Origin of the sequence: Pseudomonas sp. Root562 (assembly GCF_001427125.1) — a bacterium.
GTDB lineage: Bacteria > Pseudomonadota > Gammaproteobacteria > Pseudomonadales > Pseudomonadaceae > Aquipseudomonas.
Genome location: NZ_LMGK01000025.1, coordinates 421,141 through 445,406, shown reverse-complemented (window position 1 = coordinate 445,406; position 24,266 = coordinate 421,141). Strand labels below are relative to the sequence as shown.

Annotated in this window: 21 protein-coding genes and 7 pseudogenes; 22 read left to right on the top strand and 6 right to left on the bottom strand. The window is 57.8% G+C overall.

Annotation, left to right across the window (positions count from 1 at the left end; translation table 11 throughout):
* From ASD60_RS25650 to ASD60_RS25600, 14 genes and pseudogenes are all read left to right on the top strand, one after another.
* A pseudogene (locus ASD60_RS25650) lies at positions 1-1,985 on the top strand (DUF6531 domain-containing protein); the annotation flags it as partial.
* A gap of 1 nt (position 1,986) precedes the next feature.
* Positions 1,987-2,533: pseudogene (locus tag ASD60_RS29585) on the top strand (type IV secretion protein Rhs); the annotation flags it as partial.
* Between the two features lie 33 nt (positions 2,534-2,566).
* Positions 2,567-2,964: pseudogene (locus tag ASD60_RS29580) on the top strand (type IV secretion protein Rhs); the annotation flags it as partial.
* A gap of 1 nt (position 2,965) precedes the next feature.
* A pseudogene (locus ASD60_RS29575) lies at positions 2,966-3,379 on the top strand (type IV secretion protein Rhs); the annotation flags it as partial.
* Positions 3,380-3,540: 161 nt separating this feature from the next.
* Positions 3,541-4,615: pseudogene (locus ASD60_RS29255) on the top strand (RHS repeat-associated core domain-containing protein); the annotation flags it as partial.
* A 41-nt stretch (positions 4,616-4,656) separates the two neighbouring features.
* A complete protein-coding gene (locus tag ASD60_RS29570) occupies positions 4,657-4,986 on the top strand; it encodes a hypothetical protein (RefSeq protein ID WP_236708512.1) in 330 nt (109 codons plus the stop codon).
* A gap of 5 nt (positions 4,987-4,991) precedes the next feature.
* A complete protein-coding gene (locus ASD60_RS29565) occupies positions 4,992-5,252 on the top strand; it encodes a hypothetical protein (RefSeq protein WP_236708511.1) in 261 nt (86 codons plus the stop codon).
* Between the two features lie 89 nt (positions 5,253-5,341).
* Positions 5,342-5,630, top strand: a pseudogene (locus tag ASD60_RS29970) (hypothetical protein); the annotation flags it as partial.
* Between the two features lies 1 nt (position 5,631).
* A pseudogene (locus tag ASD60_RS29555) lies at positions 5,632-6,203 on the top strand (RHS repeat domain-containing protein); the annotation flags it as partial.
* 84 nt (positions 6,204-6,287) lie between these two features.
* Positions 6,288-6,620, top strand: coding sequence for an HNH/ENDO VII family nuclease (locus tag ASD60_RS29220; protein ID WP_236708517.1), 333 nt, complete (start codon positions 6,288-6,290; stop codon positions 6,618-6,620).
* Between the two features lie 4 nt (positions 6,621-6,624).
* Complete coding sequence (locus ASD60_RS25620; protein WP_056856662.1) at positions 6,625-7,059, top strand: hypothetical protein; 435 nt, start codon at positions 6,625-6,627, stop codon at positions 7,057-7,059.
* Between the two features lie 478 nt (positions 7,060-7,537).
* Complete coding sequence (locus tag ASD60_RS25610; protein ID WP_056856661.1) at positions 7,538-8,425, top strand: hypothetical protein; 888 nt, start codon at positions 7,538-7,540, stop codon at positions 8,423-8,425.
* Between the two features lie 200 nt (positions 8,426-8,625).
* Positions 8,626-8,841, top strand: coding sequence for a TOBE domain-containing protein (locus ASD60_RS25605; RefSeq protein ID WP_056856660.1), 216 nt, complete (start codon positions 8,626-8,628; stop codon positions 8,839-8,841).
* 82 nt (positions 8,842-8,923) lie between these two features.
* The gene (locus tag ASD60_RS25600; RefSeq protein WP_056856659.1) at positions 8,924-9,943 is read left to right on the top strand and encodes an ABC transporter substrate-binding protein; all 1,020 of its coding nucleotides are present in this window, start codon (positions 8,924-8,926) and stop codon (positions 9,941-9,943) included.
* Between the two features lie 12 nt (positions 9,944-9,955).
* Here ASD60_RS25600 and ASD60_RS25595 read toward each other — a convergent pair whose 3' ends face one another.
* Positions 9,956-10,588 carry a response regulator gene (locus ASD60_RS25595; RefSeq protein ID WP_056856658.1) on the bottom strand — a complete coding sequence of 211 codons (633 nt, stop codon included), beginning with the start codon at positions 10,586-10,588 and terminating at the stop codon, positions 9,956-9,958.
* Positions 10,589-10,616: 28 nt separating this feature from the next.
* Positions 10,617-11,984 (bottom strand): cache domain-containing protein, encoded by a 1,368-nt coding sequence (locus tag ASD60_RS25590; RefSeq protein WP_056856657.1) that lies wholly within the window; start codon positions 11,982-11,984, stop codon positions 10,617-10,619.
* 282 nt (positions 11,985-12,266) lie between these two features.
* Between ASD60_RS25590 and ASD60_RS25585 the strand changes: the two genes are divergently transcribed.
* Both ASD60_RS25585 and ASD60_RS25580 read left to right on the top strand, forming a co-directional pair.
* On the top strand, positions 12,267-14,324 hold the full coding sequence (locus tag ASD60_RS25585; RefSeq protein WP_056856656.1) for a carbon starvation CstA family protein: 2,058 nt from the start codon (positions 12,267-12,269) through the stop codon (positions 14,322-14,324).
* Between the two features lie 2 nt (positions 14,325-14,326).
* Positions 14,327-14,524, top strand: coding sequence for a YbdD/YjiX family protein (locus tag ASD60_RS25580; RefSeq protein WP_056856655.1), 198 nt, complete (start codon positions 14,327-14,329; stop codon positions 14,522-14,524).
* 64 nt (positions 14,525-14,588) lie between these two features.
* Here the strand turns inward: ASD60_RS25580 and ASD60_RS25575 are convergent, their stop codons facing one another.
* A complete protein-coding gene (locus tag ASD60_RS25575; protein ID WP_056856654.1) occupies positions 14,589-14,789 on the bottom strand; it encodes a hypothetical protein in 201 nt (66 codons plus the stop codon).
* 242 nt (positions 14,790-15,031) lie between these two features.
* On the opposite strand from ASD60_RS25575, the gene ASD60_RS25570 reads away from it, so the two are divergent.
* The gene (locus tag ASD60_RS25570) at positions 15,032-16,090 is read left to right on the top strand and encodes a GGDEF domain-containing protein (protein ID WP_177336607.1); all 1,059 of its coding nucleotides are present in this window, start codon (positions 15,032-15,034) and stop codon (positions 16,088-16,090) included.
* A gap of 30 nt (positions 16,091-16,120) precedes the next feature.
* Here ASD60_RS25570 and ASD60_RS25565 read toward each other — a convergent pair whose 3' ends face one another.
* Entirely contained in the window at positions 16,121-17,686 is a 1,566-nt protein-coding gene (locus ASD60_RS25565) for an aldehyde dehydrogenase (NADP(+)) (protein WP_056856652.1), read from the bottom strand.
* Positions 17,687-17,693: 7 nt separating this feature from the next.
* Positions 17,694-18,317, bottom strand: coding sequence for an isochorismatase family cysteine hydrolase (locus ASD60_RS25560; RefSeq protein ID WP_056856651.1), 624 nt, complete (start codon positions 18,315-18,317; stop codon positions 17,694-17,696).
* A 99-nt stretch (positions 18,318-18,416) separates the two neighbouring features.
* On the opposite strand from ASD60_RS25560, the gene ASD60_RS25555 reads away from it, so the two are divergent.
* Both ASD60_RS25555 and ASD60_RS25550 read left to right on the top strand, forming a co-directional pair.
* On the top strand, positions 18,417-18,944 hold the full coding sequence (locus tag ASD60_RS25555; RefSeq protein WP_056856650.1) for a winged helix-turn-helix transcriptional regulator: 528 nt from the start codon (positions 18,417-18,419) through the stop codon (positions 18,942-18,944).
* A 136-nt stretch (positions 18,945-19,080) separates the two neighbouring features.
* Positions 19,081-19,407, top strand: a complete 327-nt coding sequence (locus tag ASD60_RS25550) for a hypothetical protein (protein WP_056856908.1) — start codon at positions 19,081-19,083, stop codon at positions 19,405-19,407.
* Positions 19,408-19,439: 32 nt separating this feature from the next.
* On the opposite strand, the gene ASD60_RS25545 is transcribed toward ASD60_RS25550, so the two are convergent.
* Positions 19,440-20,438 carry a LacI family DNA-binding transcriptional regulator gene (locus ASD60_RS25545; protein WP_056856649.1) on the bottom strand — a complete coding sequence of 333 codons (999 nt, stop codon included), beginning with the start codon at positions 20,436-20,438 and terminating at the stop codon, positions 19,440-19,442.
* Between the two features lie 177 nt (positions 20,439-20,615).
* Here ASD60_RS25545 and ASD60_RS25540 point away from each other — a divergent pair, with 177 nt between their 5' ends.
* Genes ASD60_RS25540 through ASD60_RS25530 form a run of 3 tightly spaced genes read left to right on the top strand, consistent with a single transcriptional unit; the run spans position 20,616 to position 24,161 of the window.
* Entirely contained in the window at positions 20,616-21,782 is a 1,167-nt protein-coding gene (locus tag ASD60_RS25540; protein WP_056856648.1) for a Gfo/Idh/MocA family protein, read from the top strand.
* 44 nt (positions 21,783-21,826) lie between these two features.
* Positions 21,827-22,879: a sugar phosphate isomerase/epimerase family protein gene (locus ASD60_RS25535; RefSeq protein ID WP_131107174.1), complete on the top strand. Its 1,053-nt coding sequence runs from the start codon at positions 21,827-21,829 to the stop codon at positions 22,877-22,879.
* A gap of 46 nt (positions 22,880-22,925) precedes the next feature.
* A complete protein-coding gene (locus ASD60_RS25530; RefSeq protein ID WP_056856646.1) occupies positions 22,926-24,161 on the top strand; it encodes a nucleoside permease in 1,236 nt (411 codons plus the stop codon).
* Positions 24,162-24,266 lie beyond the last annotated feature (105 nt).

Here is a 24,266-nt window from a genome sequence, read left to right as displayed (position 1 = left end):
ATGTTCGAAGCCGCAAGGTTTGGTGATGAACTGTCGCACACCAGTGCATTGGGCGGGTTTCTCATCGGCGCAGCACTTGGCATAGCGTTGATCGCTACGGTGGCGATCGCGACGTTTACCTGTGGGTTTGGCGTGGCATTGTTGGCAGGTTTACTGGCAGGCGTCGGAGGTAGCCTGCTCACCGCGGCCGGAGAAAAGATAGGCAGTATGTTTTCTTCACCCGCGGGGACCATTGTCACCGCGTCGCCCAACGTCTTCATCAACAGCCGCAAGGCAGCCCATGTGGAGAAAAGCACCGGCGCCTGCGATAAGCATCCAGGCCCGGTGAAGGTCGCCGAAGGTTCAACCAACGTCTTCATCAACGGTACGGCGGCTGCTCGCAAGGGCGACAAGTTGACCTGCGGTGCTACCCTCTCCAGCGGTTCGGACAATGTTTTCATCGGTGGCGGAACCTACCGCTACCTGCCGGTGGACGATGAAATTCCCGGGTGGCTGCGGACCACGGTCGACATTCTGATGGCGGTTGCCGGCGCGGCGGGCGGTATCGCCCAATTGATCAAGGCCGGGACCCAGGCTGGCATGAAAGCCGTCATGCCCTGCGTCCTGAAATTCACCGCCGGATTTGTCGCCGGTGAGGTGGCGTCGCGTTACGTCGTGGGCCCTGCCATCGAGCGCGCGGTGGGTGGCTTGATCGGCAACCCGGTCGACGCGACTACCGGCCGCAAGGTCATCACCGACGAAACCGACTTCAGCCTGCCGGGCCTGATGCCTATTCAATGGTCGCGGTTCTATGCAAGCGACCTGGGTGTCGACAGCGTACTTGGCAAAGGATGGGTCCTGCCCTGGGAGCAGAGCCTGCGTCGCAGTGGCGCTTTTGTCTATCTCACCGACAATCAGGGGCGCAGCGTTCCGTTCGTGGACGTGCAGCCAGGGGAGCGCATCTACAACCCCCATGAGCAGGTGCATCTGGTCCGCACCGAAGGTGGGCACTACCTACTGCAAACCCTCGACAACACCTTTTTTTACTTCGGCGAAGTCGAAGACGACAACATCCCCGTGGCGCTGCAACGCATTGAAAATGCCCTGGGCCATTTCCTGCATTTCACTCGCACCGCTGAAGGTACGCTCACCGACATCAGCGCCACTGGTGGCGTGCGGGTGCACCTGCATTACGACAACCCGCTGGGTCGCCTCACCGATGTCAGGCGTGTAGTCGCCAACGAGGCCGTTGAAACGCTGGTGCAGTACCGTTACGACAAGCACGGCCAGCTCAATGAAGTGATCAATCGCAACGGTGATTCAGTACGCCGTTTCAGCTATGCCGACGGTGTGATGGTCAGTCACAGCAATGCCCTCGGCCTGACCTGCAACTACCGCTGGGAACACATCGATGGCCAGCGGCGCGTGGTGGAGCACTGGACCAGCGATGGCGAACGTTACCTGTTCCGTTACGACAGACAGGCCCGTATTACGTGGGTCACCGATGTGCTCGGGCGCGAAGCCGAGCTTCATTACAACGCCGATCATCGCGTCACCGCCAGCCGCGACTTCGGCGGCGAACACTACGCCATCGATATCGATGACAGCGGCAACATGACTGGCCTGACACTGCCGGATGGCAACAGACTCACGCTCAAGTACGACGAATACTCACGCCTGCTTGAAGAGAGCGACCCGCTCGGGCGCACGATCAAATACCGCTATCACCACCTGACCCCGCTGATCACCCAGGTGGACTACCCCGACGGCAGCACATGGCAGGCCCGCTACGACGACAAAGGCAACCTCATCGCCGAAGTCGACGCCCTCGGCCACACCACCGAATACCTGAACGGCGACGATGGCCTGCCACACACCATCATCGACGCGACCCACAAGTCCAAATACCTGTGGTGGAACACCCTGGCCCAGGTCGAGCGCTTCCAGGATTGCTCGGGTAAAACCACCACATACCGCTTCGACGAGCGCCAGCACCTGGTCGCCGTNCCTGTGGTGGAACACCCTGGCCCAGGTCGAGCGCTTCCAGGATTGCTCGGGTAAAACCACCACATACCGCTTCGACGAGCGCCAGCACCTGGTCGCCGTCACCGACGCGCTGGGTCAGACCACCACGCTGGAACGCAAACCCGACGGCGAAGTGCTGCGCATCCATCACCCGGACGGCAGCGGCGAATCGTTCACCTACAACGCCCTCGGCCAGGTGCTGACGCACACCGACGGCAAAGGCCAGACCACGCGTCTGCTACGCACCGCCCGGGGACTGCCGAGCAGCCGCCAGGACGCCAAGGGCCAGCGCATCCGCTACGAATACGACGCGGCGATTCGCCTGACCGCGTTGATCAACGAAAACAACGCGGCGTACCAGTTCGCCTACGATGCGTCCGACCGGCTGATCGAAGAAAAACGSATCGACAACCTGACCCGGCGCTTCAGCTACAACCTGGGCGGGCATCTGACCCAGGTCGACGAAACCGGCTACGGCGAACGCGGCGAGCGGCCACAACGCCGCACCGAATTCGAGCGCGACAGCATTNCTTATCCTTACTCGGGCTAAATGGATGGGTGCGATGCGTCCGACCGGCTGATCGAAGAAAAACGSATCGACAACCTGACCCGGCGCTTCAGCTACAACCTGGGCGGGCATCTGACCCAGGTCGACGAAACCGGCTACGGCGAACGCGGCGAGCGGCCACAACGCCGCACCGAATTCGAGCGCGACAGCATTGGCCGGCTGCTGGCCAARCTCAATGCCGACGCGAGGCAGGATTATGCGTATGACGACGGCGATCGCCTGCTGTCGATCCAACGTTTGCCGACCGCGCAGGGCAAGCAACTCGGCGTCAGCGAAGAAACCCTCGAATTCTCCTACGACCTGCTCGGGCGGCTGATCCAGGAGACCACGGCACAAGGCGCCTTGTCCTACGAATACGACCCACTGAGCAACCTCACTACGCTGATGTTGCCNACCGGCCAACACCTCAATCACCTGTACTACGGCAGTGGCCACCTGCACCAACTCAACCTCGACGGCCAGCTCATCAGCGACATCGAGCGCGACGACCTGCACCGCGAAGTCCTGCGCACCCAGGGCGCGCTCACCAGTTGCTTTGGCTACGACGCCATGGGCCGCAAAGCCTGGCAATTCGCCTCTACCTTGCCGGCAGAAAAGCTCTCGCAAATTCACAATCCAGGCATCCAACCTGCGCTGTTGGTCGAACACGCCTACAACCCGATCCACCGCCGTCACCAGTACGACCCGGCTGGCGAGTTGACCCGCACCCTCGACAAACTGCGYGGCGAGATCAAGTACGAATAYGAAGCCAACGGCCAACTGCACAGCCGCGACACCGGCCAGTTGCTCGACAGCGAAGAATTCCGCTAATTCACAATCCAGGCATCCAACCTGCGCTGTTGGTCGAACACGCCTACAACCCGATCCACCGCCGTCACCAGTACGACCCGGCTGGCGAGTTGACCCGTACCCTCGACAAACTGCGCGGCGAGATCAAGTACGAATACGAAGCCAACGGCCAGTTGCACAGCCGTGACACGGGCCAACTGATCGACAGCGAAGAGTTCCGCTACGACGCCGCGGCGAACCGGCTGAACTTCAACACCAGCCAATTCGACCACGTCAAGGACAACCGTCTCAAGCGCTGGCGAGATCAGGAATATGCCTACGATGCGTGGGGCAACCTGATTGAGAAACGCAGCGGGATGGGCACGCTGCAGACGTTTGTTTATGACTGTGAGAATCGGCTGGTTGCGCGAGGAAACGCCGGGGCAGAGCAGCCTGTACATTTACGAGCCGGGTAGTTATGCGCCGTTGGCGCGGGTGGATCAGGCCGAGGGTGAGGAACAGAAGCTTTACTACTTCCACACCGACCAGATCGGTACGCCGCTGGAGATGACTGACGCGGACGGGAGCCTTGTCTGGCAGGCGACGTACAAGGCGTGGGGCTCGGTTGAAAAGCTGACGGTCAATGCCGTCGAGCAGAACCTGCGGTTTCAGGGGCAGTATTTCGACGACGAGACGGGGCTGCACTACAACACGTTTCGGTATTACGATCACCTGCGGTTTCAGGGGCAGTATTTCGACGACGAGACGGGGCTGCACTACAACACGTTTCGGTATTACGATCCGGAGGTGGGGCGGTTTGTTACGCAGGATCCGATTTCTTTATCAGGAGGCATGAATTTTTACTCTTATGCGCCAAGCCCTAATAACTGGGTCGATCCGTTGGGTTGGTGCTCTACGAAATTGGGTAACAACATGGGAGCAAGCGCCGGGGATGGAATGGCAAATCACCATTTGATACCCGAAGAGCTAATAAAAAGCACTCAGTTCAAAAATATGTTTGGTAGGCTGAAAAAAATTGGTTGGGATCCGGATGGGGCGTCCAATGGGATTTTTCTACCTGGATCAAAAGATCTAGCCAAAACTACTGGCATGCCGGGGCACTGGTCGAATCACGGTCAGTACACTGAAGCTGTAAAAAACAAGTTGGTGAAACTTAACAATAACCTAAATAGCTTGACCAGATATAGATCTGGCGCTTGGTGTGAAAAATGTTCAAGCGTGGGCTTCTCAGGGTCTAGAAGGCGGGCTATTTAAACTTGATGCCATAACTGGTCGGTTACTTTAGAGGTGGAAAAATGAAGGGTTTATATATCATTGGTTATGAGCCGGATGGTGAGGGGGCGCCATACTTTTTTGATTTGAGTTGGACTCCCGATTTGCCAACCTTTCATTATCCCTCCGAAAATCCAGCGCAAGGTGCTTTGAGTGCCTGCTATCAAGCAATGGCTGATACTCCCCAATTGACGGCAGATTGGTTGCCAGATCATTTTTTGGCGTCCGAAAATTTTTGGCTGTCTGCGATGCTTTCGAGTGCAAGTACGTTAGCAGGCCAGTTGAACTTTTTACTCAGGGTATGGCTAAGCAAGATAAGTCATATTTTTTCTTCGCTGTTGTCGAAAGACTGAGAGCTATGGATCTGGATAGTTCCTCTTTTGTGCTGGATAGTAATGTGAAGTCAGGCGCTCTCGATTTGAGTAGTTCAAATTATGAGCGTATTGATAAGCTTGTTGTTTTAGATAGTGTTGAGTCTGATTTGTTCTATTTTGAAGAAATTCATGAGGTTGTATGCTCTGCTCGCTTCTTTAATGAATGTGTTGATAAACAAATCGATGGTCTTACCTTTAAAAAGATAGATGATGATTATCGGTACGCACCGTGGGATGATTTTTAGTTAGGCGATGCCGAATGTATGATGGTCAGAATCGGTTGTCTCGGGCCGAGACATTGGTTAATAGCAGGCTGGAAAGTACCGGTTAGTATCGGTACACCGGACAACTGATCGACAACGAAGAGTTCCGCTACGACGCCGCGGCGAACCGGCTGAACTTCAACACCAGCCAGTTCGACCACGTCAAAGACAACCGTCTCAAGCGCTGGCGAGATCAGGAATATGCCTACGATGCGTGGGGCAACCTGATTGAGAAACGCAGCGGGATGAACCGGCTGCAGACGTTCACGTATGACTGCGAAAACCGCCTCGTCAAAGCTGAGACGATGGTCAACGGCAAGCTGGAAAGTACCGGTGCATATCGGTACGACAGCCTTGGGCNATTGAGAAACGCAGCGGGATGAACCGGCTGCAGACGTTCACGTATGACTGCGAAAACCGCCTCGTCAAAGCTGAGACGATGGTCAACGGCAAGCTGGAAAGTACCGGTGCGTATCGTTACGACAGCCTTGGGCGGCGGGTTGCCAAGGTGTCAGAGGTCGATGGCGTCACCGAGCAGAAGCATTTCCTGTGGCAAGGCTTGCGCATGTTGCGCGAGGAAACGCCGGGGCAGAGCAGCCTGTAGGTGAAGCGCAGCAGCTTTACTACTTCCATACCGACCAGATTGGTACGCCGCTGGAGATGACTGACGCGGACGGGAGCATTGTCTGGCAGGCGACGTACAAGGCTTGGGGAGCGGTTGAGAAGCTGACGGTCAATGAAGTCGAGCAGAACCTGCGGTTTCAGGGGCAGTATTTCGACGATGAGACGGGGCTGCACTACAACACGTTTCGGTATTACGATCCGGAGGTGGGGCGGTTTGTTACGCAGGATCCGATTGGGTTGTTGGGTGGGTTTAATCTTTACCGATATGCTGCCAACTCTACCGGATGGATAGACCCTTTCGGGTTGACCGGATATTTCTCACCGTCTACATTCACAGCACCTTCCGGGAGCGTCCATACGGTTTATCAGCAAGTTATCGATTGGGATCTGCCTGTGAATACTCGAAATGGCGTCAGAACTAACCTCGATTTGGCGTCGGAAGGGAAGAGTCCGTTCGTGGTAAAGAATGGTAGTTACTCACAACTTAATTTACACCATTCGAAACAAGATGGCTTGGGTTCTCTGTTCGAGCTGTCTGCTGATACCCACCAAAAATTTGGTAAAACTAATGCCCTTCATCCTCATCTGCCTGGTCAACACCCGATTAATCCTGTAGACAGAGACTTGTTCAATGGAGATCGAGAGGCTTATTGGAAGGGGCGAGCGCAATCGGAAATTAATAATCGAAACTCTGGGCGTTCTAGAGGATCTGTAAGTTGCGGGTGAATATATGATTTCGAAAAAAATAATGGATTATTGTAAGCAGCAAGGCTGGTGGTATGATGACGTCAGCGCTGACTATGAAATAGAGTTAAAGAAAATAAATGTTGATGCGTCTAGCGATTTCGGTCAGTTTTATCTTCATGTTGAGGATGGGCCGACTTTTATGAGTCGCGGCAAAGAGATATATCAAATTTGTTGGTTTTCCAAAAATACTAACTTTGATTTGGCGCTGAAACGAACCCATGAAACGCTTGGAGTACCTTTAGAGTACCTTCCGTTGGATAGCTTTGAGGGTGAGAGTGGGTTTTTTTATAATAAGCTAACTGGCGAAGTGGTTGAACTTTCTCTTGGTGATTCATTGGTTGATTTCAAGCTGGGGAAGCTCAAGCCCCAGTGGGCAAGTTTTAACGAGTTCTTGGAGAGTTTTTTTGAGTTAAATTGAAGGGAGTTGTACTCATCAGTTTTTCGTCGGCAGGAGGTTGTGGATGAAAAGCATAGCGAAAATTGAAATATTCGAGCCCGGGATCGTTATTTTTGATCCAGTTGTATTGAATGATTTTGTTCTAAGTAATGGGGTAGATACTGGTAATTTATTCGAGCTTTTTTTGAGTGACGAAACAATTGGGTTAAGTGTAGTGGGAAAGGGAGTGATTTTTCCTATCTATCAGATTCCGGAGATGGAATATAGTATTTTTCTAAAGGGAATAGATCAAACTTTTCCATTACTTGAGTTCTTCCCTTGGAGACTCCTTTCCAGGAGAGGCCAAAACTTCGGAGCGCACATATTGAACGATGTTCGAAGAGTATTTAAATTAAATCGAAGGAGGTTGTACTAAAAAATCTATTAATGGATTAACACAAAGCAGTTGAAATAACCATAACGCTTTGTTTGAAAATAAACTACTAGGGAAGTACATTCCATGCAGCAATCATCTATACCCGCTCCATCAGTAACAGGTCAGCTAATCTCCACCTTCCGGCATGCCCAAGGCTTTCCGGTTTTCATGCTGTTGTTTGGAATTGTCATGTTGTGCCTGGCAGGATTTGTGTTGTATCTGGGCACCATACTGCCGGCGGCCAGTTCCGGGGCGAACACCAGCCGTGGTTCCAGTCCACAGTTGCTGATCTATTCTGTCAGTGGCTTGCTAGTCGTCATTTCCGCGGTCCTGTTCGGACTATATGTTTGGCAGAAAAAACTGCGTGGGACCCATTATGAGGTTTATGAGCACGGCATTGTTGCTCTCACGGGGAAGCAGCAACAATACACGGCGTTTTCTGAAATAGAAGACCTCTACCTGTTCGCCTCCGGGCAAGCTGCATTCACTGGGCTGATTACTAATCTGGCGTACCGGCGCAGCGCGAGTGAGCCATTTCATCGGGTTATCGAATCGCTCAAAGGGTTTCAGGATTTTCAGCAATTGGTGCGCGAACTACATGTCCGAGAACGACTGCCGGTTGTGATGAACATGCTTGATTCTAACGCTCCGGTAACTTTCAAATATGTGCCTACCGGACAGGTCTGGCGCAAACGCATTGCCGGCGATTTCCTGAATGTGGACACCCAGACAATTGTTGTGGCACGCGACTTTCTGAAAGTTGAAGGGCGTCAGGTAGCAACGTCGACGCTATCCTCAGTCGATTTGAATACCTGGAGTGAGAAGGTCACCCTTACGGACGATACGGGGAGTGAGATGCTCTCAACGGTGTGCACCGGCATCATGAGTCACGACCTATTTCTCACCACGCTGGATGTGCTGCAGGATGAGCAGCGCATAAGCAACGGTAAAGCCGAGCCAAGCCTGGCTTGAGGAATACTGAATGCCGACCGGCATAACTGTCGGTCGTGCCCCTCGCCAGTAGACAAAACAGCACATCTCAGATTTAGTTTATATTCCTTAAAAGAATAACTAGATAATTATATATTCCTTTTGTTGTCGTCGCAGGCAGTGCACTTTGAGTGCCTGCCCATCCATGCGGAAGGGCTCGACATCAGACAGGAAGCCTCATCATGACCATCAAAGCGATCAACGTGCGTAACCAGTTCAAGGGTGTCATCAAGGAGATCCTCGTAGGCGAAGTGGTCTCTGAAATCGACGTTCAGACGGCGTCCGGCATTGTCACTTCCGTGATTACCACCCGTTCGGTGCGTGACCTTGAATTGAAGGTCGGCAGCGAAGTCATTGCCTTCGTGAAATCCACCGAAGTCTCGATTGCCAAACTCTGAGCCCGGTCTCAAGTCATTTGCGCAGGCGCGCGTGAGTAGCGAGTGACTTGGCGCGTTCCTTTTATTCATTCCTGAGGTTTTCATGGTGAGTCGTTTCAAGCATTCGGCGTTGACGTTGTTGGCGGCATCCGTAGCGGCGGTGGGTGTATTGCTCAGCCCGGGTGCGCAGGCTGAAGGCAAGATCAGCATTGCCCAGCAGTTCGGCATCGGTTACCTGATTCTGGATGTGGTGCGCGACCAGCAGCTTATCGAGAAGCAGGGCAAGGCGCAGGGCCTGGATATTGTGGTCGACTGGAACAGTATTTCCGGTGCCACGGCGATGAATGAGGCGTTGTTGGCCGGTGCGCTGGACGTTGTATCAGCAGGTGTGCCACCGATGCTGACGATCTGGGATCGGACCAAGGGCAAGCAGAACGTCAAGGCGATTGCGTCGCTGGGTTCAATGCCCAATTACCTGCTGACCAATAATCCGCAGGTGAAGAACCTCAAGGATTTCACTGAAAAGGACCGGATCGCAGTGCCGGCCGCGGGTGTCGGGTTCCAGTCGCGCACGTTGCAGATCGAAACGGCCAAGGTGTTTGGCGATGAGCATTACAAGAAGTTCGACGATATCTCTATCAGCCTCGCGCACCCGGATGCGACGTCAGCACTGATCGCGGGCGGCTCGGAAATCACCTCTCATTTTTCCAGTCCGCCGTTCCAGTATCAGGCATTGCAAAGTCCCAACGTGCACAAGGTGCTGAGTTCCTACGACGTGCTGGGTGGCCAGGCTACGTTCAACGTGCTTTACACCACTGAAAAATTCCACGACGAAAACCCGAAAACCTACAAGGCGTTCTACGACGCATTGGCCGAGGCGGAACAAATCATCAAGGCCGACAAGTCGGCGGCGGCCGCGACTTACATTCGGGTTGAGCAATCGAAATTGCCGCTGCCACTGGTTGAGAAAATCGTCAACGATCCCGAGATCGACTTCACGATTACGCCGCAGCGCACGGCGGTCTATGCCGAGAAACTGCAGGCGTTGGGTGTGCTGAAAAACAAGGCGGACAGCTGGAAAGACTACTTCTTTGAAGAAGCCCACGGTGGTGCGGGAAGCTGAGTGGCTGTGGGGTCAGCGGGAAATCAGTCCGTGATCGAGGGCGTATTTGACCAGCGCCGCAGGCTTGTCGATGTTGAGTTTGCGGCGAATGCTCAGCCGATGGGTTTCCACCGTGCGCACGCTGATGTCCAGTTCCCGGGCCATTTCCTTGTTGTTCAAACCCTGGGCCATTTTGGCGAGCACCTGGCTTTCCCTCGGCGTCAGCTCGTTGTCGGTGTTCTTGTCGGCGATCAAGCGCTGGGCGATTTCGGCGCTGTAGAAGGTTCCGCCGCTGGTGATGGCTTCGATGGCGGCGATGATTTCCCGGGACGGCGCGTTCTTCAGCACATAGCCACTGGCGCCGGAGCGCACTGACTCACTGACGTATTCGTAGTTGTTGTACATGCTCAGCACCAGCACCTTGAGCGACGGATACTGGCTGCGCAACACGCGGGTCAGCTCCAGGCCGTTCATGTCGGGCAGGCTGATGTCGACCAACAGCAAGTCCGGCCGGCAGCGGCCGACCATTTCGATGGCCTGTGCGCCGTTTTCCGCCTCGCCAACCAATTCCAGGGGCGACATGACGGCCAGTAGCGCCTTGATGCCGTCGCGGACCAGGGAGTGATCGTCGACCAGGGCGACGCGGATAGGGGAGGGCAGGTTCATGCGAGGCTCACTTTTGTTTTGAGGGGCATCAGCGTTTGCCGGTGGGCAGTTGCATCGGCAGCAGGACATCCAATTCGCTGCGTCCCGAGGTCGAGATCAGTTCGAAGCGCCCACCAAAATGTTCGACGCGTTCACGGATGTTGCGCAGGCCGATGCCGGTGTGACGGCGTTCGACCTGAGCGACGTTGAAACCTACGCCGTCGTCGACCACGGTCAACCGAACGGATTGTTCACAGCCGCGCAGGGTAATGGCAACGTTTTTTGCCCCGGCATGACGTTCGATATTGGTCAGGCCTTCCTGCACGATGCGAAACAGCGCGACGTCGGCGCCATCCACCAATTGGCAGTCGAACTCATTGTCGTCGTAGCTCACCGTGAGACCACTGCGTTGCGCGAACTCAGCGGCCAGTTGGCCGATTGCGGCGGACAGGCCAAGCGTATCGAGCAAGGATGAACGCAGGTCGTGGGACAGGCTGCGCACCTCGCCAATCGCCTCGCCCAATCGTTCAGTGGCGTTTCTTAACGTGCCCAGGCCTTTGTCGTGCGCCTGAGCGTTCTCCAGCAGATGGCTGGCCAGTTCGAACTGAAACTTGATCGAAACCAGCACCTGACTGATGCCGTCGTGCAGCTCGCGGGACACCCGTGAGCGCTCTTCCTCCTGGAGGCTGACGATGCGCTGGGTCAGGCGCTGCAATTTCTTGTCCGCCAGACGGTGTTCACTGACATTGAGCGTCATGCCCGTGGCGAACACGAATAGCACCGCAACGAGGGCGACCACGGCGATCGCCATCATGGTCTTGCGAATGCCCATGGCCACTTCGTCGCGCGCCTGTTGAGTGGCACGCTCGACGTCTTCGAGGTAGATGCCGGTGCCGAGCATCCAGCCCCAGCGATCGAGCATCACGACGTAGGCAAGTTTGTCGGTCACTTGACCCGAGGAAGGTTTGTTCCAGGCATAGCGTTGAAAGCCTTCACCCGATTGCGCGCTTTTGAGCAAGGCCTGGATGACGGGCAGGCCATGGGGGTCTTTCATGTCCCACAGGTATTTGCCGACCAGCTCCGACTGCCGCGCGTGCATCAGGCTGCGGCCCTCGTGGTCGTAGACGAAGAAGTAGCCGTTGATGCCAAAGCTGAGCTTGCGCAGCTCTTCGAGCACTTTTTGCTGGGCCTGGGCGTCACCGTGGCCGTCATCGTAAAGCGGCTCGATGAGGCTTTTCGCCATTTCCACGTAGTTTTTCAGTTCGGCGCGTTTGCTGGCCAGAATGCTGTCTTCGATCAACTGAGCCTGTTGATCACCCAGTTGCCGGTTCAGGGAAATCACCAGCGCGCAGATGACGGCAATGGCCAGCACCAGCGGCAGAATCCCGAGGGCGACGATCTTGTGTTTGAGTTGCATGCTGACTCCTGCGCGCGAAGGCTCGGGATCATATGCCAAACATACGCCTGGCCAGTAGCGTTGCAGGACGGAATGACTGATGGCCCAAGTCCTGTAGGAGCAAGCTTCGCTCCTGCAGGGGGTTGCATCAGCATGTTCTACGTAGAACTACGTAGAGGCCGCGTACGTAGTAACGCGGATTTATTTGTGGACGGCATGCGCGGATATTGGGCCAGCTCCGCACAGCGGACACAATTATAAAAATTACCGCCGCAGTTCACTGGCTGTGGCAGGAGACACGCTATGCCCCGTCTGGCTAAACACCTTGCCTGGTTTGCCGTGGCTGTCCTGGGAGCGATTGCGCTGAGTGTCGTGGCCTTGCGCCGCGGCGAAGCGATCAACGCCCTGTGGATCGTAGTCGCAGCCGTTGCCATCTATCTCGTTGCTTACCGCTATTACGGTCTGTTCATCGCCAACAAAGTGATGCAACTGGACCCCAATCGCGCCACTCCCGCCGTACTCAATAACGATGGTCTGGACTATGTGCCGACCAATAAACACGTGCTTTTTGGTCACCACTTCGCGGCGATTGCCGGCGCGGGGCCGCTGGTCGGTCCGGTGTTGGCGGCGCAGATGGGCTATCTGCCCGGCACGCTGTGGCTGATCGCCGGCGTGGTGCTGGCCGGTGCCGTTCAGGACTTCATGGTCCTGTTCATGTCCACCCGCCGCAACGGTCGCTCTCTGGGTGACATGGTCCGAGAGGAAATGGGCCGCATCCCCGGCACCATCGCGCTGTTCGGCTGCTTCCTGATCATGATCATCATCCTCGCCGTGTTGGCGCTGATCGTGGTCAAAGCCCTGGCCGAGAGCCCGTGGGGCATTTTCACGGTGATGGCGACCATCCCGATCGCGATGTTCATGGGCATTTACATGCGCTACATCCGCCCGGGCCGCATCGGTGAGATCTCGATCATCGGCGTGCTGTTGCTGCTGGGTTCGATCTGGCTTGGTGGCGAGATCGCCGCTGACCCGGTGTGGGCCAAGGCCTTTACCTTCACGGGAATCCAGATCACCTGGATGCTGATCGGCTACGGTTTTGTCGCGGCAGTGTTGCCGGTATGGCTGATCCTGGCGCCGCGCGACTACCTGTCGACCTTCCTGAAAATCGGCACCATCGTTGCCCTGGCCATCGGTATTCTGGTGACCATGCCGGAGCTGAGAATGCCGGCGCTGACCCAGTTCGTCGACGGTACCGGTCCAGTGTGGAAGGGCGGTCTGTTCCCGTTCCTGTTCATTACCATCGCCTGTGGCGCGGTATCCGGCTTCCACTCGTTGATTGCTTCCGGCACCACGCCGAAGCTGCTGGCCAGTGAAGGTCATGCCCGCTACATCGGCTACGGCGGCATGCTGATGGAGTCCTTCGTGGCAATCATGGCCATGGTCGCCGCTTCGGTGATCGATCCGGGTGTGTACTTCGCGATGAACAGCCCGGCCGCCGTCGTCGGCGCCGATGCTGTAACCGTCGCGCAAACCATCAGCAGTTGGGGCTTTGCAATCACCCCGGAAGCGCTGCAAGCGGTGGCCCATGACATCGGTGAAACCACCATCCTGGCCCGTGCCGGCGGTGCACCAACCCTGGCCGTCGGTATCGCGCAGATCCTGCACAGCGTGCTGCCGGGTGAAAACACCATGGCGTTCTGGTACCACTTCGCGATCCTGTTCGAGGCGCTGTTCATCCTCACGGCGGTAGACGCCGGTACCCGTGCCGGTCGTTTCATGCTGCAAGACTTGCTCGGCTCGTTCGTTCCGGCCCTCAAACGTACCGAATCCTGGACCGCCAACCTGGTTGCAACTGCCGGTTGCGTGGCGATGTGGGGTTATCTGCTGTATCAAGGCGTGATCGACCCGCTGGGTGGCATCAACACCTTGTGGCCGTTGTTCGGTATTTCCAACCAGATGCTGGCCGGTATTGCGCTGATGCTCGGCACCGTGGTGCTGATCAAGATGAAGCGCCAGCGTTACGTCTGGGTCACGTTGCTGCCAGCCGTTTGGCTGCTGATCTGCACCACGACGGCGGGCTTCATCAAGTTGTTCGACGCTAACCCGGCAGTCGGCTTCCTGGCCTTGGCCAAGAAGTACAGCGATGCCTTGGCCAACGGTCAGGTATTGGCGCCAGCGAAAAGCATCGACCAGATGCAGCACGTGATCTTCAACGCCTACACCAATGCAACGCTGACCGCGCTGTTCCTGTTCGTGGTGTTCAGCATCCTGTTCTTTGCGCTCAAGGTCGGCGTTGCCGCCTGGGGTACCAAAGAGCGCACGGATAAAGAAGCGCCGTATCAAGCGCTGCCGGATGCCTGATCATGTTCAATGACCTGAGTCGTCTCGGCAAATACCTCGGTCAGGCCGCGCGCCTGATGGTGGGCATGCCCGACTACGATAACTACGTCGAGCACATGCAAACCAAGCACCCGGACCAGCCGTTGATGGACTACGAGGCGTTCTTCCGCGAACGCCAGGAGGCCCGTTACGGGAGCAAGGCTGGACCGAAGTGTTGTTGAGTGAATAAAAAAACCGGCCTGAACAGGCCGGTTTTTTTATGCGCAATTCTGTAACGCCAGCGGATCACGCCGCCAGGCGAGCCGAGGCATGGTCACTGTGTGTAACCTGAACCTCGGTATTTCGTTCGCGGGGCGCCAAGTCCCGCCGTTGTTGTGCCTGCATTGCCCGATCAGCCAGTTTGGCCTTGTGGATCAGGCGACAGAATACGAAGGCGGTGGCGATTGACAGCAATGGCCAGTAGATGAACAGCGCTTTCATGGACATGGCGTTTCCTCATGCTGCCGATGTTTTTGGTGACTACCGAGTGTGTATGGCAGTGGTGTAATGTCATTGTGACATCTTTTCATGAAAAAGACTGTTCATTTCTTGTGTATCGGCATGAATAGTCGCTAGGAATGGCCATTTCAAAGTCACTTCCAAACCAAAGCGGGATAGCCGTTTGCCAGGGGTATCGGTATGCTCTGCGCGTCGTCTGAATGCCATCGATTAATAACTACAGTGATGCCATGAGCCAATCAGAATCGCGTGCGAATGTTCTAGCGCTTTATCCGGAAGACTCCCGCGAGGCCGCAGCGTTGCTCAAGCAAGCCGTGCCCCTGATGGTTCGCCACAACATTCCGCCCAATCCTGTGCATTACGCGCTCTGGTACACCTATAGCAAGGGGCTGGATCCGGAGCTCAACCGGCACCTGGACAGGGTTGTGCGGGACTTCGACGGTTGCCCGCCAGAATCCGCCACCCGGCTGTTTCGCGAATACATCATTCGTGACGAGCTGGAAGACGCCCGCGCCGAGCAGCACCAGGTCATCAGTCTGGTCGACGGGATGGAGCGCGACATTTCGCGTAGCGTGCAGGGCAGTCAGAACTTCCAGAACCGCTTGGGGCAGTGCCTTGAAATGCTCGACGAACCGGTCAGCGACCGCTTGCCGGGCATTCTCAATGAGCTGCAGCAGAGCACCCGCGTGATGCAAAGCCAGCAGGAGCACTTCCTCGGCCAGTTGCAGTCGGCGCAAAACGAAATCAAGACCCTGCGCGACAAACTGGAGCGCGCCCAACGGGCCGCCACCGTCGATGGTCTGACCGAACTGCTCAATCGCACGGCGTTTACCCGTTTGCTGCAGCAGGCACTGGGCAAGGCCTCCCGGGCGGTGGCGCTGGTCATGCTCGACATCGACCATTTCAAGCAATTCAACGATCAGTACGGTCACCCATTGGGCGACCGCGTGTTGCAGCATGTCGGGCAAGTGTTGCGCGGCGCGCTGCCCGCCAATGCATTCGCAGGACGTTACGGCGGCGAGGAGTTCTGTGTCGTGCTCGAGGGCTGCGCCGATCTGGCCGCCGCCCATGCCTTCGCCGAACACCTGCGCCTGAAAGTGCAATCCCTGCGGATCAAGGCGCGTGGCACCGATACTGTGCTGGACACGATCACCGCGTCTTTCGGTGTCGCCTTCGCACAGCCCGACGACAATCTTGAAAGCCTGGTGACCCGCGCCGATGACGGACTGTATGAAGCCAAGCGCAACGGTCGCAATCAGGTGCATGCCTTGCAGAAAAGCCCGGCATAGTCTTGCGGTTGCGTCGCGCCGGATTTCTGTTTACTGACCGTCCACGCTGCGCGGCACGCCGAAGGGGTTGCTGTCACGCAAGACCTCGGGCAGTAGCGCGTCAGGGAAGCCCTGATAGGACAACGGACGCAAAAAACGCTCGATCGAGGTCATGCCCACCGAGGTGAAACGGCTGTCTGACGATGCCGGAAACGGTCCGCCGTGAATGGTGGCGTACGACACCTCCTGCGGATGGGCGAAAGCGTTGACCACGATTCGCCCGGTACGACGCTCGAGGATCGGCAGCAATCGCCGGGCCAGTTCAAAGTCTTCTTCCTCCAAATGCATTGCCGCGCTGAGTTGGCCGCGCAGTGCAAGCGCTACCGCGAGCATTTGCGCCTGATCCTTGACCTTCACCAACAACGCTGCCGGACCGAACACTTCGTGTGCCAGGGCCGATTCGCTGAGGAAGCGATCGCCGTCCACTTCAAGCAAGGCCGACTGGCCATCCAGGTCTGCCGCCGCCGCCGTGCCTTCAGCGACAGGTTGAGCGCCAGCGTTTTGCAGGTGGTCCAGACCGCGGAGGTAGGACGCGTGAATGCCCGGCGTCAGCATCGGACGCGCTGGTGCGTCAGCCACACGTTTGATCATGGCGGCACGCATGGCTTCGAACCCGGCGCCTTCGATGGCAATCAGGATCGCCGGCTTGAGGCAGGCTTGCCCGACGTTGACCAGCATGCGCTCGACAAATCCGTCACCGATCTGCGCGCCGCGCACGGCCAAGGCCTGGGGCAGGATGAACGTCGGGTTGACGCTGGTCATCTCGGTAAACACCGGGATGGGCTCAGGGCGTAGCTGTGCGCGGCGGTACAGCGCCATGCCACCCTGTTCCGAACCGGTGAAGGTCACGGCCTTGATCAATGGATGGTCGACCAGCGCCTCGCCGATGGCATTTCCGCCGCCACGCACCATGGAGAACACGCCTTCGGGCAAACCGCTGTCCTGCACGGCTTTGCGAATGGCCAACGCTTGAATCTCCGAGGCACCAGGATGCGCGTTGTGCGCCTTGACGATCACCGTCGCGCCGGCCGCGAGCGCTGAAGCAGTATCGCCACCGGCTACCGAGTAGCTGATGGGAAAGTTGCTCGCACCAAAAATGGCCACCGGGCCGATGGCGATTTTCTGCAGGCGATGATCCATGCGCGGCCTTGGCTGGCGATCAGGCTGCGCCGGATCGATGGCCAGTTGCAGGAAGCGACCTTTGCGCACCACTTCGGCGAACTGACGGAACTGGGTGGCAGCCTTCGCCGCTTCGCCCTGGAGTTGCGCCTCGGGCAGGCCGGTTTCCAGTGCGGCCCGCGCCGCCAAGGGCTGGGCGAGCGCATCGAGGTTAGCGGCGATGCGCTCGAGGAACGCCGCGCGTTCAGTCAGTGAAGTATGGCTGTAGTGGTCGAACGCTTCGTCGGCCAGATTGGCCGCCATGTCCACTTCGTTGACGCCACCGAAGGCGAAGTCCGGCTCGATGAGCAGATTGGTCGCTGGGTTGAGCGCTTTCATGGTCCCGGCACTGGCGGGGACTTCGCTGGCGCCGATCAACAGGTTTCCGGTCAGTTTCATGTTTGGCTCACGGCTTGAGGGTGGCGATCAGTTGCTCGGTCGTCACAATCGAATGGGCATACGTCGGGCCATTCAGTTCATGGGCGGCGTGCATCATTTCCGGTTTGAAGGCAGCAGTGGCATCGCGCACCAGGGTGACGTGATAGCCGAGTTCCTGGGCGTAACGGGCAGTGGCCTCAATGCAGGTGTTGGCGAGGAGGCCGACGATGATCACGTGAGTGATGCCTTTCTGTTTGAGCCGAAAATCCAGGTCGGTATTGGCAAAACCGCTGGAACCCCAATGCTCCTGGACGATGATGTCGCCTTCCTGCGGCGCGAAATCGGGATGCCATTCGCCACCCCATTCGCCACGTGCGAAGTGATGCATGTGCTGGATCTTGCATTGGGTGGGGCTGGGGTGATCCCAGTTTTCGTAGTCGCCGTGTTCCCAGCGACGGTGCGGTACGATGACCACCGGAATGTCGAGGGCGCGGACGGTGCGGTCGAGGCTGCGCAGGTTATCGAGCAAGCCGACCTGCTTGGCGATGGGCTCGAGCAAGGGGAAGATCTTGCCGCCTTCGGACAGGAAATCATTGTAGGGGTCGACCAGCAGGTAAGCGGTCCGATCAAGCGGGTAGGCTGCGTTGGACATGACAGATACTCCAGGAATTTAGACTGACCCATGCCATGGGATTGCCTTGGCATGTTGTTAGTATGATAATCATAGTAACTAGGAAAGAGGCAAGCCCGTATGGCGGTAAAGAAGAATAGTCCTGAAACGTTGTGCCCGATTGCACGGGCCGAGGACATCGTCGGCGATCGCTGGACCGTGCTGGTTTTGCGCGAGTTGTTCATGCGCAATCATCGTTATGACGAGATTCAAGTGCAGACGGGCGGCACGCCGCAGATGGTCGCGGCGCGTCTTAAAAGCCTGGAGGCTGACGGGATGGTTGAGCGCCGCGCCTACAGCGAGCGGCCGCCGCGCTACGAGTACCACCTCACTGCCAAGGGCGAGGCGTTTTACTCGGTGGTCCTGGCGTTGCGTGCCTGGGGCGAGACCTGGTGCAAATCCCCGGACGAGGGGCTGGCCGTGCGTCATATCCACCGGGTCTGCGGCCAGCCTGCGGGACTCGGGCCGTTGTGTGCCCATTGCGGCGAGTTGCTGAGTCGTGAAACGCTGATCAGCGAGCCCGCGCCAGCCTACATCGAAGAACGCGCTGCACGGCGCGACGCTTTCAAGGGCAAGCGCGGGACGGTGGTCGATAAACTCGAACAGTGAGGCGCAGGTGGCATGAGGCCGCTAACGCCGACTATTCGTTCGAGTAATAGTGACCATCATTGATCACAAGTTCTGTTGCCTGCAGCAAACAGTGAAAATTGCGCCCAACTCAAACGCTTTTAACGGAACCGGCGCGATGAAGATTTTAACTCCACTGGCCCTTGTCGCATTTGTGCTGTTGTCGGGTTGTGCCTCCACGCCAAACGACCCGACGCTGACATTGCAGACGAAAAAAGCACCTGAAGAATACGCAGAGTGCGTTCTGCCAAAACTGCATGAAGGTGCACTGCACACCACCGTTTCGGAAACTCAGCGCAGTTACCGAATCGTGGTCTCGAGCAAGGTGGCTGCCGACGACGTTCTCGAGGCCTACAAAGGCAAAGTGTTCCTGTACGAGCGCGCTTTGCTGGCGTCGACGTTCGGTCCTTCCCGGCTTGAACGCGCTGCCCAGGAATGTCTGTGAGGCACCGCTAGCAGGTACGCTCCCGCCGGGGATCAGGTTCGCGCCGCTGTGCTGCTGCGCAACGTCAACTCAAATGGCAACACCACATGCCGCTGTGCCAGCGGTTTTTTCTCGATCAGCGCGATCAACATTTCGACGGCTGTCCGGCCGAACATTTCCGCCGGTTGGGCGATGGTCGTCAGCGGCGGGTCGCAGTAAGCCGCGAAAGGGATATCGTCGAACCCCACCAACGAAACATCCTCTGGCACGCGCAGGCCTTGTTGCTTGATGTGCTTGAGCGCACCGATGGCCATCTCGTCATTTTCGCAAAACAACGCCGTGGGACGATCGGCCAGTTTCAGCATCGCTGCCGCGCCGTCATAGCCGGCTTTGAGGCTGAAATCACCGTGGCAGATCAAGGCAGGATCGGAGGCAATGCCCGCCTGATCCAAGGCAGCCTGATAACCCGCCACGCGATCGCGGGTCAGCGGGCTGCTTTTCGGGCCTTTGATCAGGCCGATGCGGCGGTGGCCGAGTGCGATCAAATGTTCAGTCATGGCCTTGGCGGCGGCGCGGTTGTCGAGGCTGATCGTTGGATGGCGACCGCCCTGGATGACTTCGCAGGCGTTGACGATGGGCGGCAGTTCGGCGTTGGGGAAGGGCGCCTCGAACGGGTCGTAGGCACGCAGCTGGATCACGCCATCGGCCTGGTGGTTGTACACCAGTTCGGCGAATTCCCGTTCGATTTCCTCCCGCCCCTGGGTGTCGCACAGTAGCAAACGATAGTTTGCGGCCTGAGCAGCCTGTTGCGCACCGCTGATGACCCGGGCGAAGAAGGTGTTGGCGATGGCCGGCACCAGAATCACCAGATTGCCGGTCCTGCGCGAACGAAACTGCACCGCCATCAGGTTCGGACGGTAACCGGCCTGTTCCACGGCGGCATTGACCTTGTCGCGGGTTTCGGGGAGCACGCGCTCGGGCGACTTCAGTGTGCGGGACACCGTGGCCACCGAGACACCGGCCAACCGGGCTACTTCGCGGATATTGGACAAGACCACCTCGTTTTCAAACAGCGCGGCCGGCGAGCTTACCGCAGGTCGGTCATGGGCTGAAATGTTCGTAAAGTTTTAACCGGGGTTTGACAGGTCACTGAACTGAGCCTAAATTTCCGCCACGATGTAACCGGTTACATCATGGCCGGTTTCCAGTCCAGATAGAGAAAAAATGCAATGACCGCTGTCGTGCCAAAAATAAGAATGGGATTTGTCGGCGGTGGCGAAGGTGCCTTCATCGCCAAGGCCCACCGTCAGGCCGCCGGGCTCGATGGGCGCTTTGAACTGGTGTGTGGCGCGTTCAGCCGCGACGCCGAAAACAATCAAGGCACCGGCGCAGCGCTGGGCTTGGCGGCGTCACGCTGCTACAGCGACTGGCGCCAAATGCTCGAAGCCGAACGTGCCTTGCCAATGGAACAACGCATGGAACTGGTGGTGATCGTCACCCCCAATCATCTGCACGCGCCGGTTGCCAGCGAGGCGCTGAGCGCGGGGTTTCATGTATTCAGTGAAAAACCCGCAGCGTTGAATCTGGCCGAACTGCTCACCCTCAAAACGGTGGTCGAGCGCAGCGATCGTTTGTACGGCCTGGCCCACACTTATCTGGGTTATCCCATGGTCTGGCAAGCGCGGGACATGGTGCGCAGTGGTGTGATCGGCGCCGTGCGGAAAGTGATTGTCGAGTATCCCCAAGGCTGGCTGAGCCTGGACGTCGCCGGGCAGGGCAACAAGCAGGCCGCCTGGCGTGATCTGCCTGAGCAGTCCGGTTTGGGTGGATGCATCGGTGATATCGGCACCCACGCGTTTTCCCTGGCCGAATTTGTCGCGGATCAACCCATTGAGCAGCTGTGCGCAATGCTGGGTATCCATATTGACGGCCGACAGTTGGACGACGATGCCTCGATGCTGTTCAAGATGGCCGATGGCGCCAGTGGCGTGCTGATTGCCAGCCAGGTCTGCGCGGGCGAAGAGAACCCGTTGAAGATCCGTGTCTACGGCGACAAGGGCGGGTTGGAGTGGCGGCAGGAGGAACCGGCCAGCCTGATCCACCGAGCACTCGATCAGCCGTTGCGCATCCTGCGTTCCGGGGTCGGCCAGGCGTGGTTGTGCGCAGCCGCCAGCCAGCGCATGCGCCTGCCCGCTGGCCATCCCGAAGGCTATCTCGAAGCCATGGCCAATCTGTACAGCGATTTTGCCAATGCGATTCGAGGTGAGGTTGCCGGGCATGACGCGCCGGGCGTGCCCGGTATCGACGTCGGCCTGCGTGGCATGGCGTTCATTGAAACCGTCATCGCCAACCATCGCGGCGACGCCAAGTGGACCGAACTGGTCTGTACCCCATGACGCTGGAGACCTCCATGACCGACCTTTCTCAATCTTCATCCGGCATGCGCGGCCCGGGGATTTTCCTTGCGCAGTTCATGTCCGCCGAGGCCCCGTTCGATACCTTGGCCAACATCGCCCGATGGGCGGCCTCCCAGGGTTACAAAGGCATTCAGTTGCCGACGTTGGGGACGCAGTTCATCGACCTCGCACGCGCTGCCGAAAGCCAGAGCTACTGCGACGAATTGAAAGCCGTGTGCGCCGACGCGGGTGTCGAAATCAGTGAGCTGTCGACCCATCTGCAAGGGCAATTGGTGGCAGTGCATCCGGCGTTCGATACGCTGTTCGATGATTTCGCGCCACAGCATTTGCGTGGGCAGCCCGAGGCGCGCACTGCATGGGCCATCGACCAGTTGAAACTGGCCGCGCGCGCCAGTCAACGTCTGGGCTTGAAGGCTCACGCGACGTTTTCCGGTGCGTTGCTGTGGCCATACATGTACCCGTGGCCACAGCGTCCGGCCGGTTTGGTCGAGCAAGGTTTCGCCGAACTGGCCAAGCGCTGGCTGCCGATCCTCGACTGCTTCGAAGCCGCCGGGGTCGACCTGTGCTACGAAATCCACCCCGGCGAAGACCTGCATGACGGCGCTTCGTTCGAGCGTTTTCTCGAGGCGGTCGATCACCATCCCCGCGCCGCCATCCTCTACGACCCGAGCCATCTGTTGCTGCAGCAAATGGATTACCTGGGGTTCATCGACCGCTACCACGAGCGCATCCGCATGTTCCACGTCAAGGACGCCGAGTTCCGCCCCGATGCCCGTTCGGGTGTCTATGGCGGTTATCAAGGCTGGGTCGAGCGGCCGGGGCGCTTCCGCTCGTTGGGCGACGGCCAGATCGATTTCAGATCGATCTTCAGCAAATTGACCCAATACGACTTCGACGGTTGGGCCGTGCTGGAGTGGGAATGCTGCCTGAAGGATTCCGCGCAGGGTGCCGCTGAAGGTGCAGCGTTCATCGAGCGACACATGATCACCAGGACGCGCAAAGCCTTCGACGACTTCGCCGGGGTGTCTGCTGATGAGCGTTTCAATCGGCGTTTGCTGGGGTTGCCCGACGCCTGATGCAGGTCCCTTGCTGGTAAAAAACAACAATAAGACGGTGACTGTTATGACGTTGATGACCGCGCGACTGAGCGCAATGATGTTCCTGCAGTTCTTTATCTGGGGTGGCTGGTTCGTCACCCTCGGTACATTCCTTGCCAGCAATCTGGGCGCCAGTGGCGGGCAGATCGGAATGGCGTTTTCGACCCAGTCCTGGGGCGCGATCATCGCGCCTTTTGTGATCGGCCTGATTGCCGACCGTTTCTTCAATGCCGAGCGCATCCTCGCGGTGTTGCACCTGGTCGGCGCGGTATTGCTCTATCAGCTGTATCAAGCGTCTGACTTCAGCACGTTCTACCCGTTTGTGCTGGCCTACATGATGATTTACATGCCGACCCTGGCGCTGGTGAACTCGGTGGCTTTCCGCCAGATGAGCGACCCGGCCCTGGAGTTTTCGCGCATTCGCGTGTGGGGCACAATCGGCTGGATCGTCGCCGGTGTGGTGATCAGTTTTGTGTTCGCCTGGGACTCGCAAGCGGCGATTTCGTCTGGCGGGTTGCGCAATACGTTCTTGATGTCGGCGATCGCTTCGCTGCTGTTGGGGCTCTACAGCTTCACCTTGCCGCGTACCGCGCCATTGCAGCCAGAAGCGGGGCGTGTCGGCCTCAAGCAAATGCTCGGGCTGGACGCGCTGGGTTTGCTCAAGGATCGCAGCTACCTGGTATTTTTCATCGCCTCGATCCTGATCTGCATTCCACTGGCGTTTTACTACCAGAACGCCAACCCGTTCCTGGCGGAAATCGGCGTGACCAATCCCACGGCGAAAATGGCCATCGGGCAAGTCTCCGAAGTGTTGTTCATGCTGCTTCTGCCGCTGTTCATCCATCGCTTCGGGATCAAGCTCGCGCTGTTGGTGGGCATGCTGGCGTGGGCCTTGCGCTATCTGCTGTTTGCCTACGGCAATAACGGCGACCTGGCCTTCATGCTGTTCACCGGCATCGCTTTGCACGGCATCTGTTACGACTTCTTCTTCGTTTCGGGCCAGATCTACACCGACGCCAAGGCCTCGGAACGTTTCAGGAGTTCGGCCCAAGGCTTGATTACGTTGGCGACTTACGGTCTGGGCATGCTGATCGGTTTCTGGGTGGCGGGGCAGGTGACCGATCACTACGCCACGACAGCGGGCGGCCATGACTGGAAGCACATCTGGTTGTTCCCGGCAGGTTTTGCATTGGTGATCTTTTTCTTCTTCTCCCTGGCGTTCAAAGGCCGGGAGGCTGTGGAGGTGCAAACTTCGGTTTGATGATCACCTGCCAGCGCACATTCGCCGTCCGCCTGCGCGCGGGCGGTGTCGGCAACGAATTCGCCAGCGGTCTCTCCCGCTCAGCGGCCATGACTGAAAAGCACA

What these genes read in the sequence shown, in the direction of transcription:
- ASD60_RS25540 (WP_056856648.1), top strand. Translation starts at nt 20,616, where the DNA reads ATGACCGCTGTCGTGCCAAAAATAAGAATGGGATTTGTCGGCGGTGGC.
- ASD60_RS25595 (WP_056856658.1), bottom strand. Translation starts at nt 10,588, where the DNA reads ATGAACCTGCCCTCCCCTATCCGCGTCGCCCTGGTCGACGATCACTCC.
- ASD60_RS25575 (WP_056856654.1), bottom strand. Translation starts at nt 14,789, where the DNA reads ATGTCCATGAAAGCGCTGTTCATCTACTGGCCATTGCTGTCAATCGCC.
- ASD60_RS25620 (WP_056856662.1), top strand. Translation starts at nt 6,625, where the DNA reads ATGATTTCGAAAAAAATAATGGATTATTGTAAGCAGCAAGGCTGGTGG.
- ASD60_RS25570 (WP_177336607.1), top strand. Translation starts at nt 15,032, where the DNA reads ATGAGCCAATCAGAATCGCGTGCGAATGTTCTAGCGCTTTATCCGGAA.
- ASD60_RS25590 (WP_056856657.1), bottom strand. Translation starts at nt 11,984, where the DNA reads ATGCAACTCAAACACAAGATCGTCGCCCTCGGGATTCTGCCGCTGGTG.
- ASD60_RS25535 (WP_131107174.1), top strand. Translation starts at nt 21,827, where the DNA reads ATGCGCGGCCCGGGGATTTTCCTTGCGCAGTTCATGTCCGCCGAGGCC.
- ASD60_RS29570 (WP_236708512.1), top strand. Translation starts at nt 4,657, where the DNA reads ATGAAGGGTTTATATATCATTGGTTATGAGCCGGATGGTGAGGGGGCG.
- ASD60_RS25560 (WP_056856651.1), bottom strand. Translation starts at nt 18,317, where the DNA reads ATGTCCAACGCAGCCTACCCGCTTGATCGGACCGCTTACCTGCTGGTC.
- ASD60_RS25580 (WP_056856655.1), top strand. Translation starts at nt 14,327, where the DNA reads ATGTTCAATGACCTGAGTCGTCTCGGCAAATACCTCGGTCAGGCCGCG.
- ASD60_RS25565 (WP_056856652.1), bottom strand. Translation starts at nt 17,686, where the DNA reads ATGAAACTGACCGGAAACCTGTTGATCGGCGCCAGCGAAGTCCCCGCC.
- ASD60_RS25555 (WP_056856650.1), top strand. Translation starts at nt 18,417, where the DNA reads ATGGCGGTAAAGAAGAATAGTCCTGAAACGTTGTGCCCGATTGCACGG.
- ASD60_RS25610 (WP_056856661.1), top strand. Translation starts at nt 7,538, where the DNA reads ATGCAGCAATCATCTATACCCGCTCCATCAGTAACAGGTCAGCTAATC.
- ASD60_RS25585 (WP_056856656.1), top strand. Translation starts at nt 12,267, where the DNA reads ATGCCCCGTCTGGCTAAACACCTTGCCTGGTTTGCCGTGGCTGTCCTG.
- ASD60_RS25605 (WP_056856660.1), top strand. Translation starts at nt 8,626, where the DNA reads ATGACCATCAAAGCGATCAACGTGCGTAACCAGTTCAAGGGTGTCATC.
- ASD60_RS25600 (WP_056856659.1), top strand. Translation starts at nt 8,924, where the DNA reads ATGGTGAGTCGTTTCAAGCATTCGGCGTTGACGTTGTTGGCGGCATCC.
- ASD60_RS25550 (WP_056856908.1), top strand. Translation starts at nt 19,081, where the DNA reads ATGAAGATTTTAACTCCACTGGCCCTTGTCGCATTTGTGCTGTTGTCG.
- ASD60_RS25530 (WP_056856646.1), top strand. Translation starts at nt 22,926, where the DNA reads ATGACGTTGATGACCGCGCGACTGAGCGCAATGATGTTCCTGCAGTTC.
- ASD60_RS29565 (WP_236708511.1), top strand. Translation starts at nt 4,992, where the DNA reads ATGGATCTGGATAGTTCCTCTTTTGTGCTGGATAGTAATGTGAAGTCA.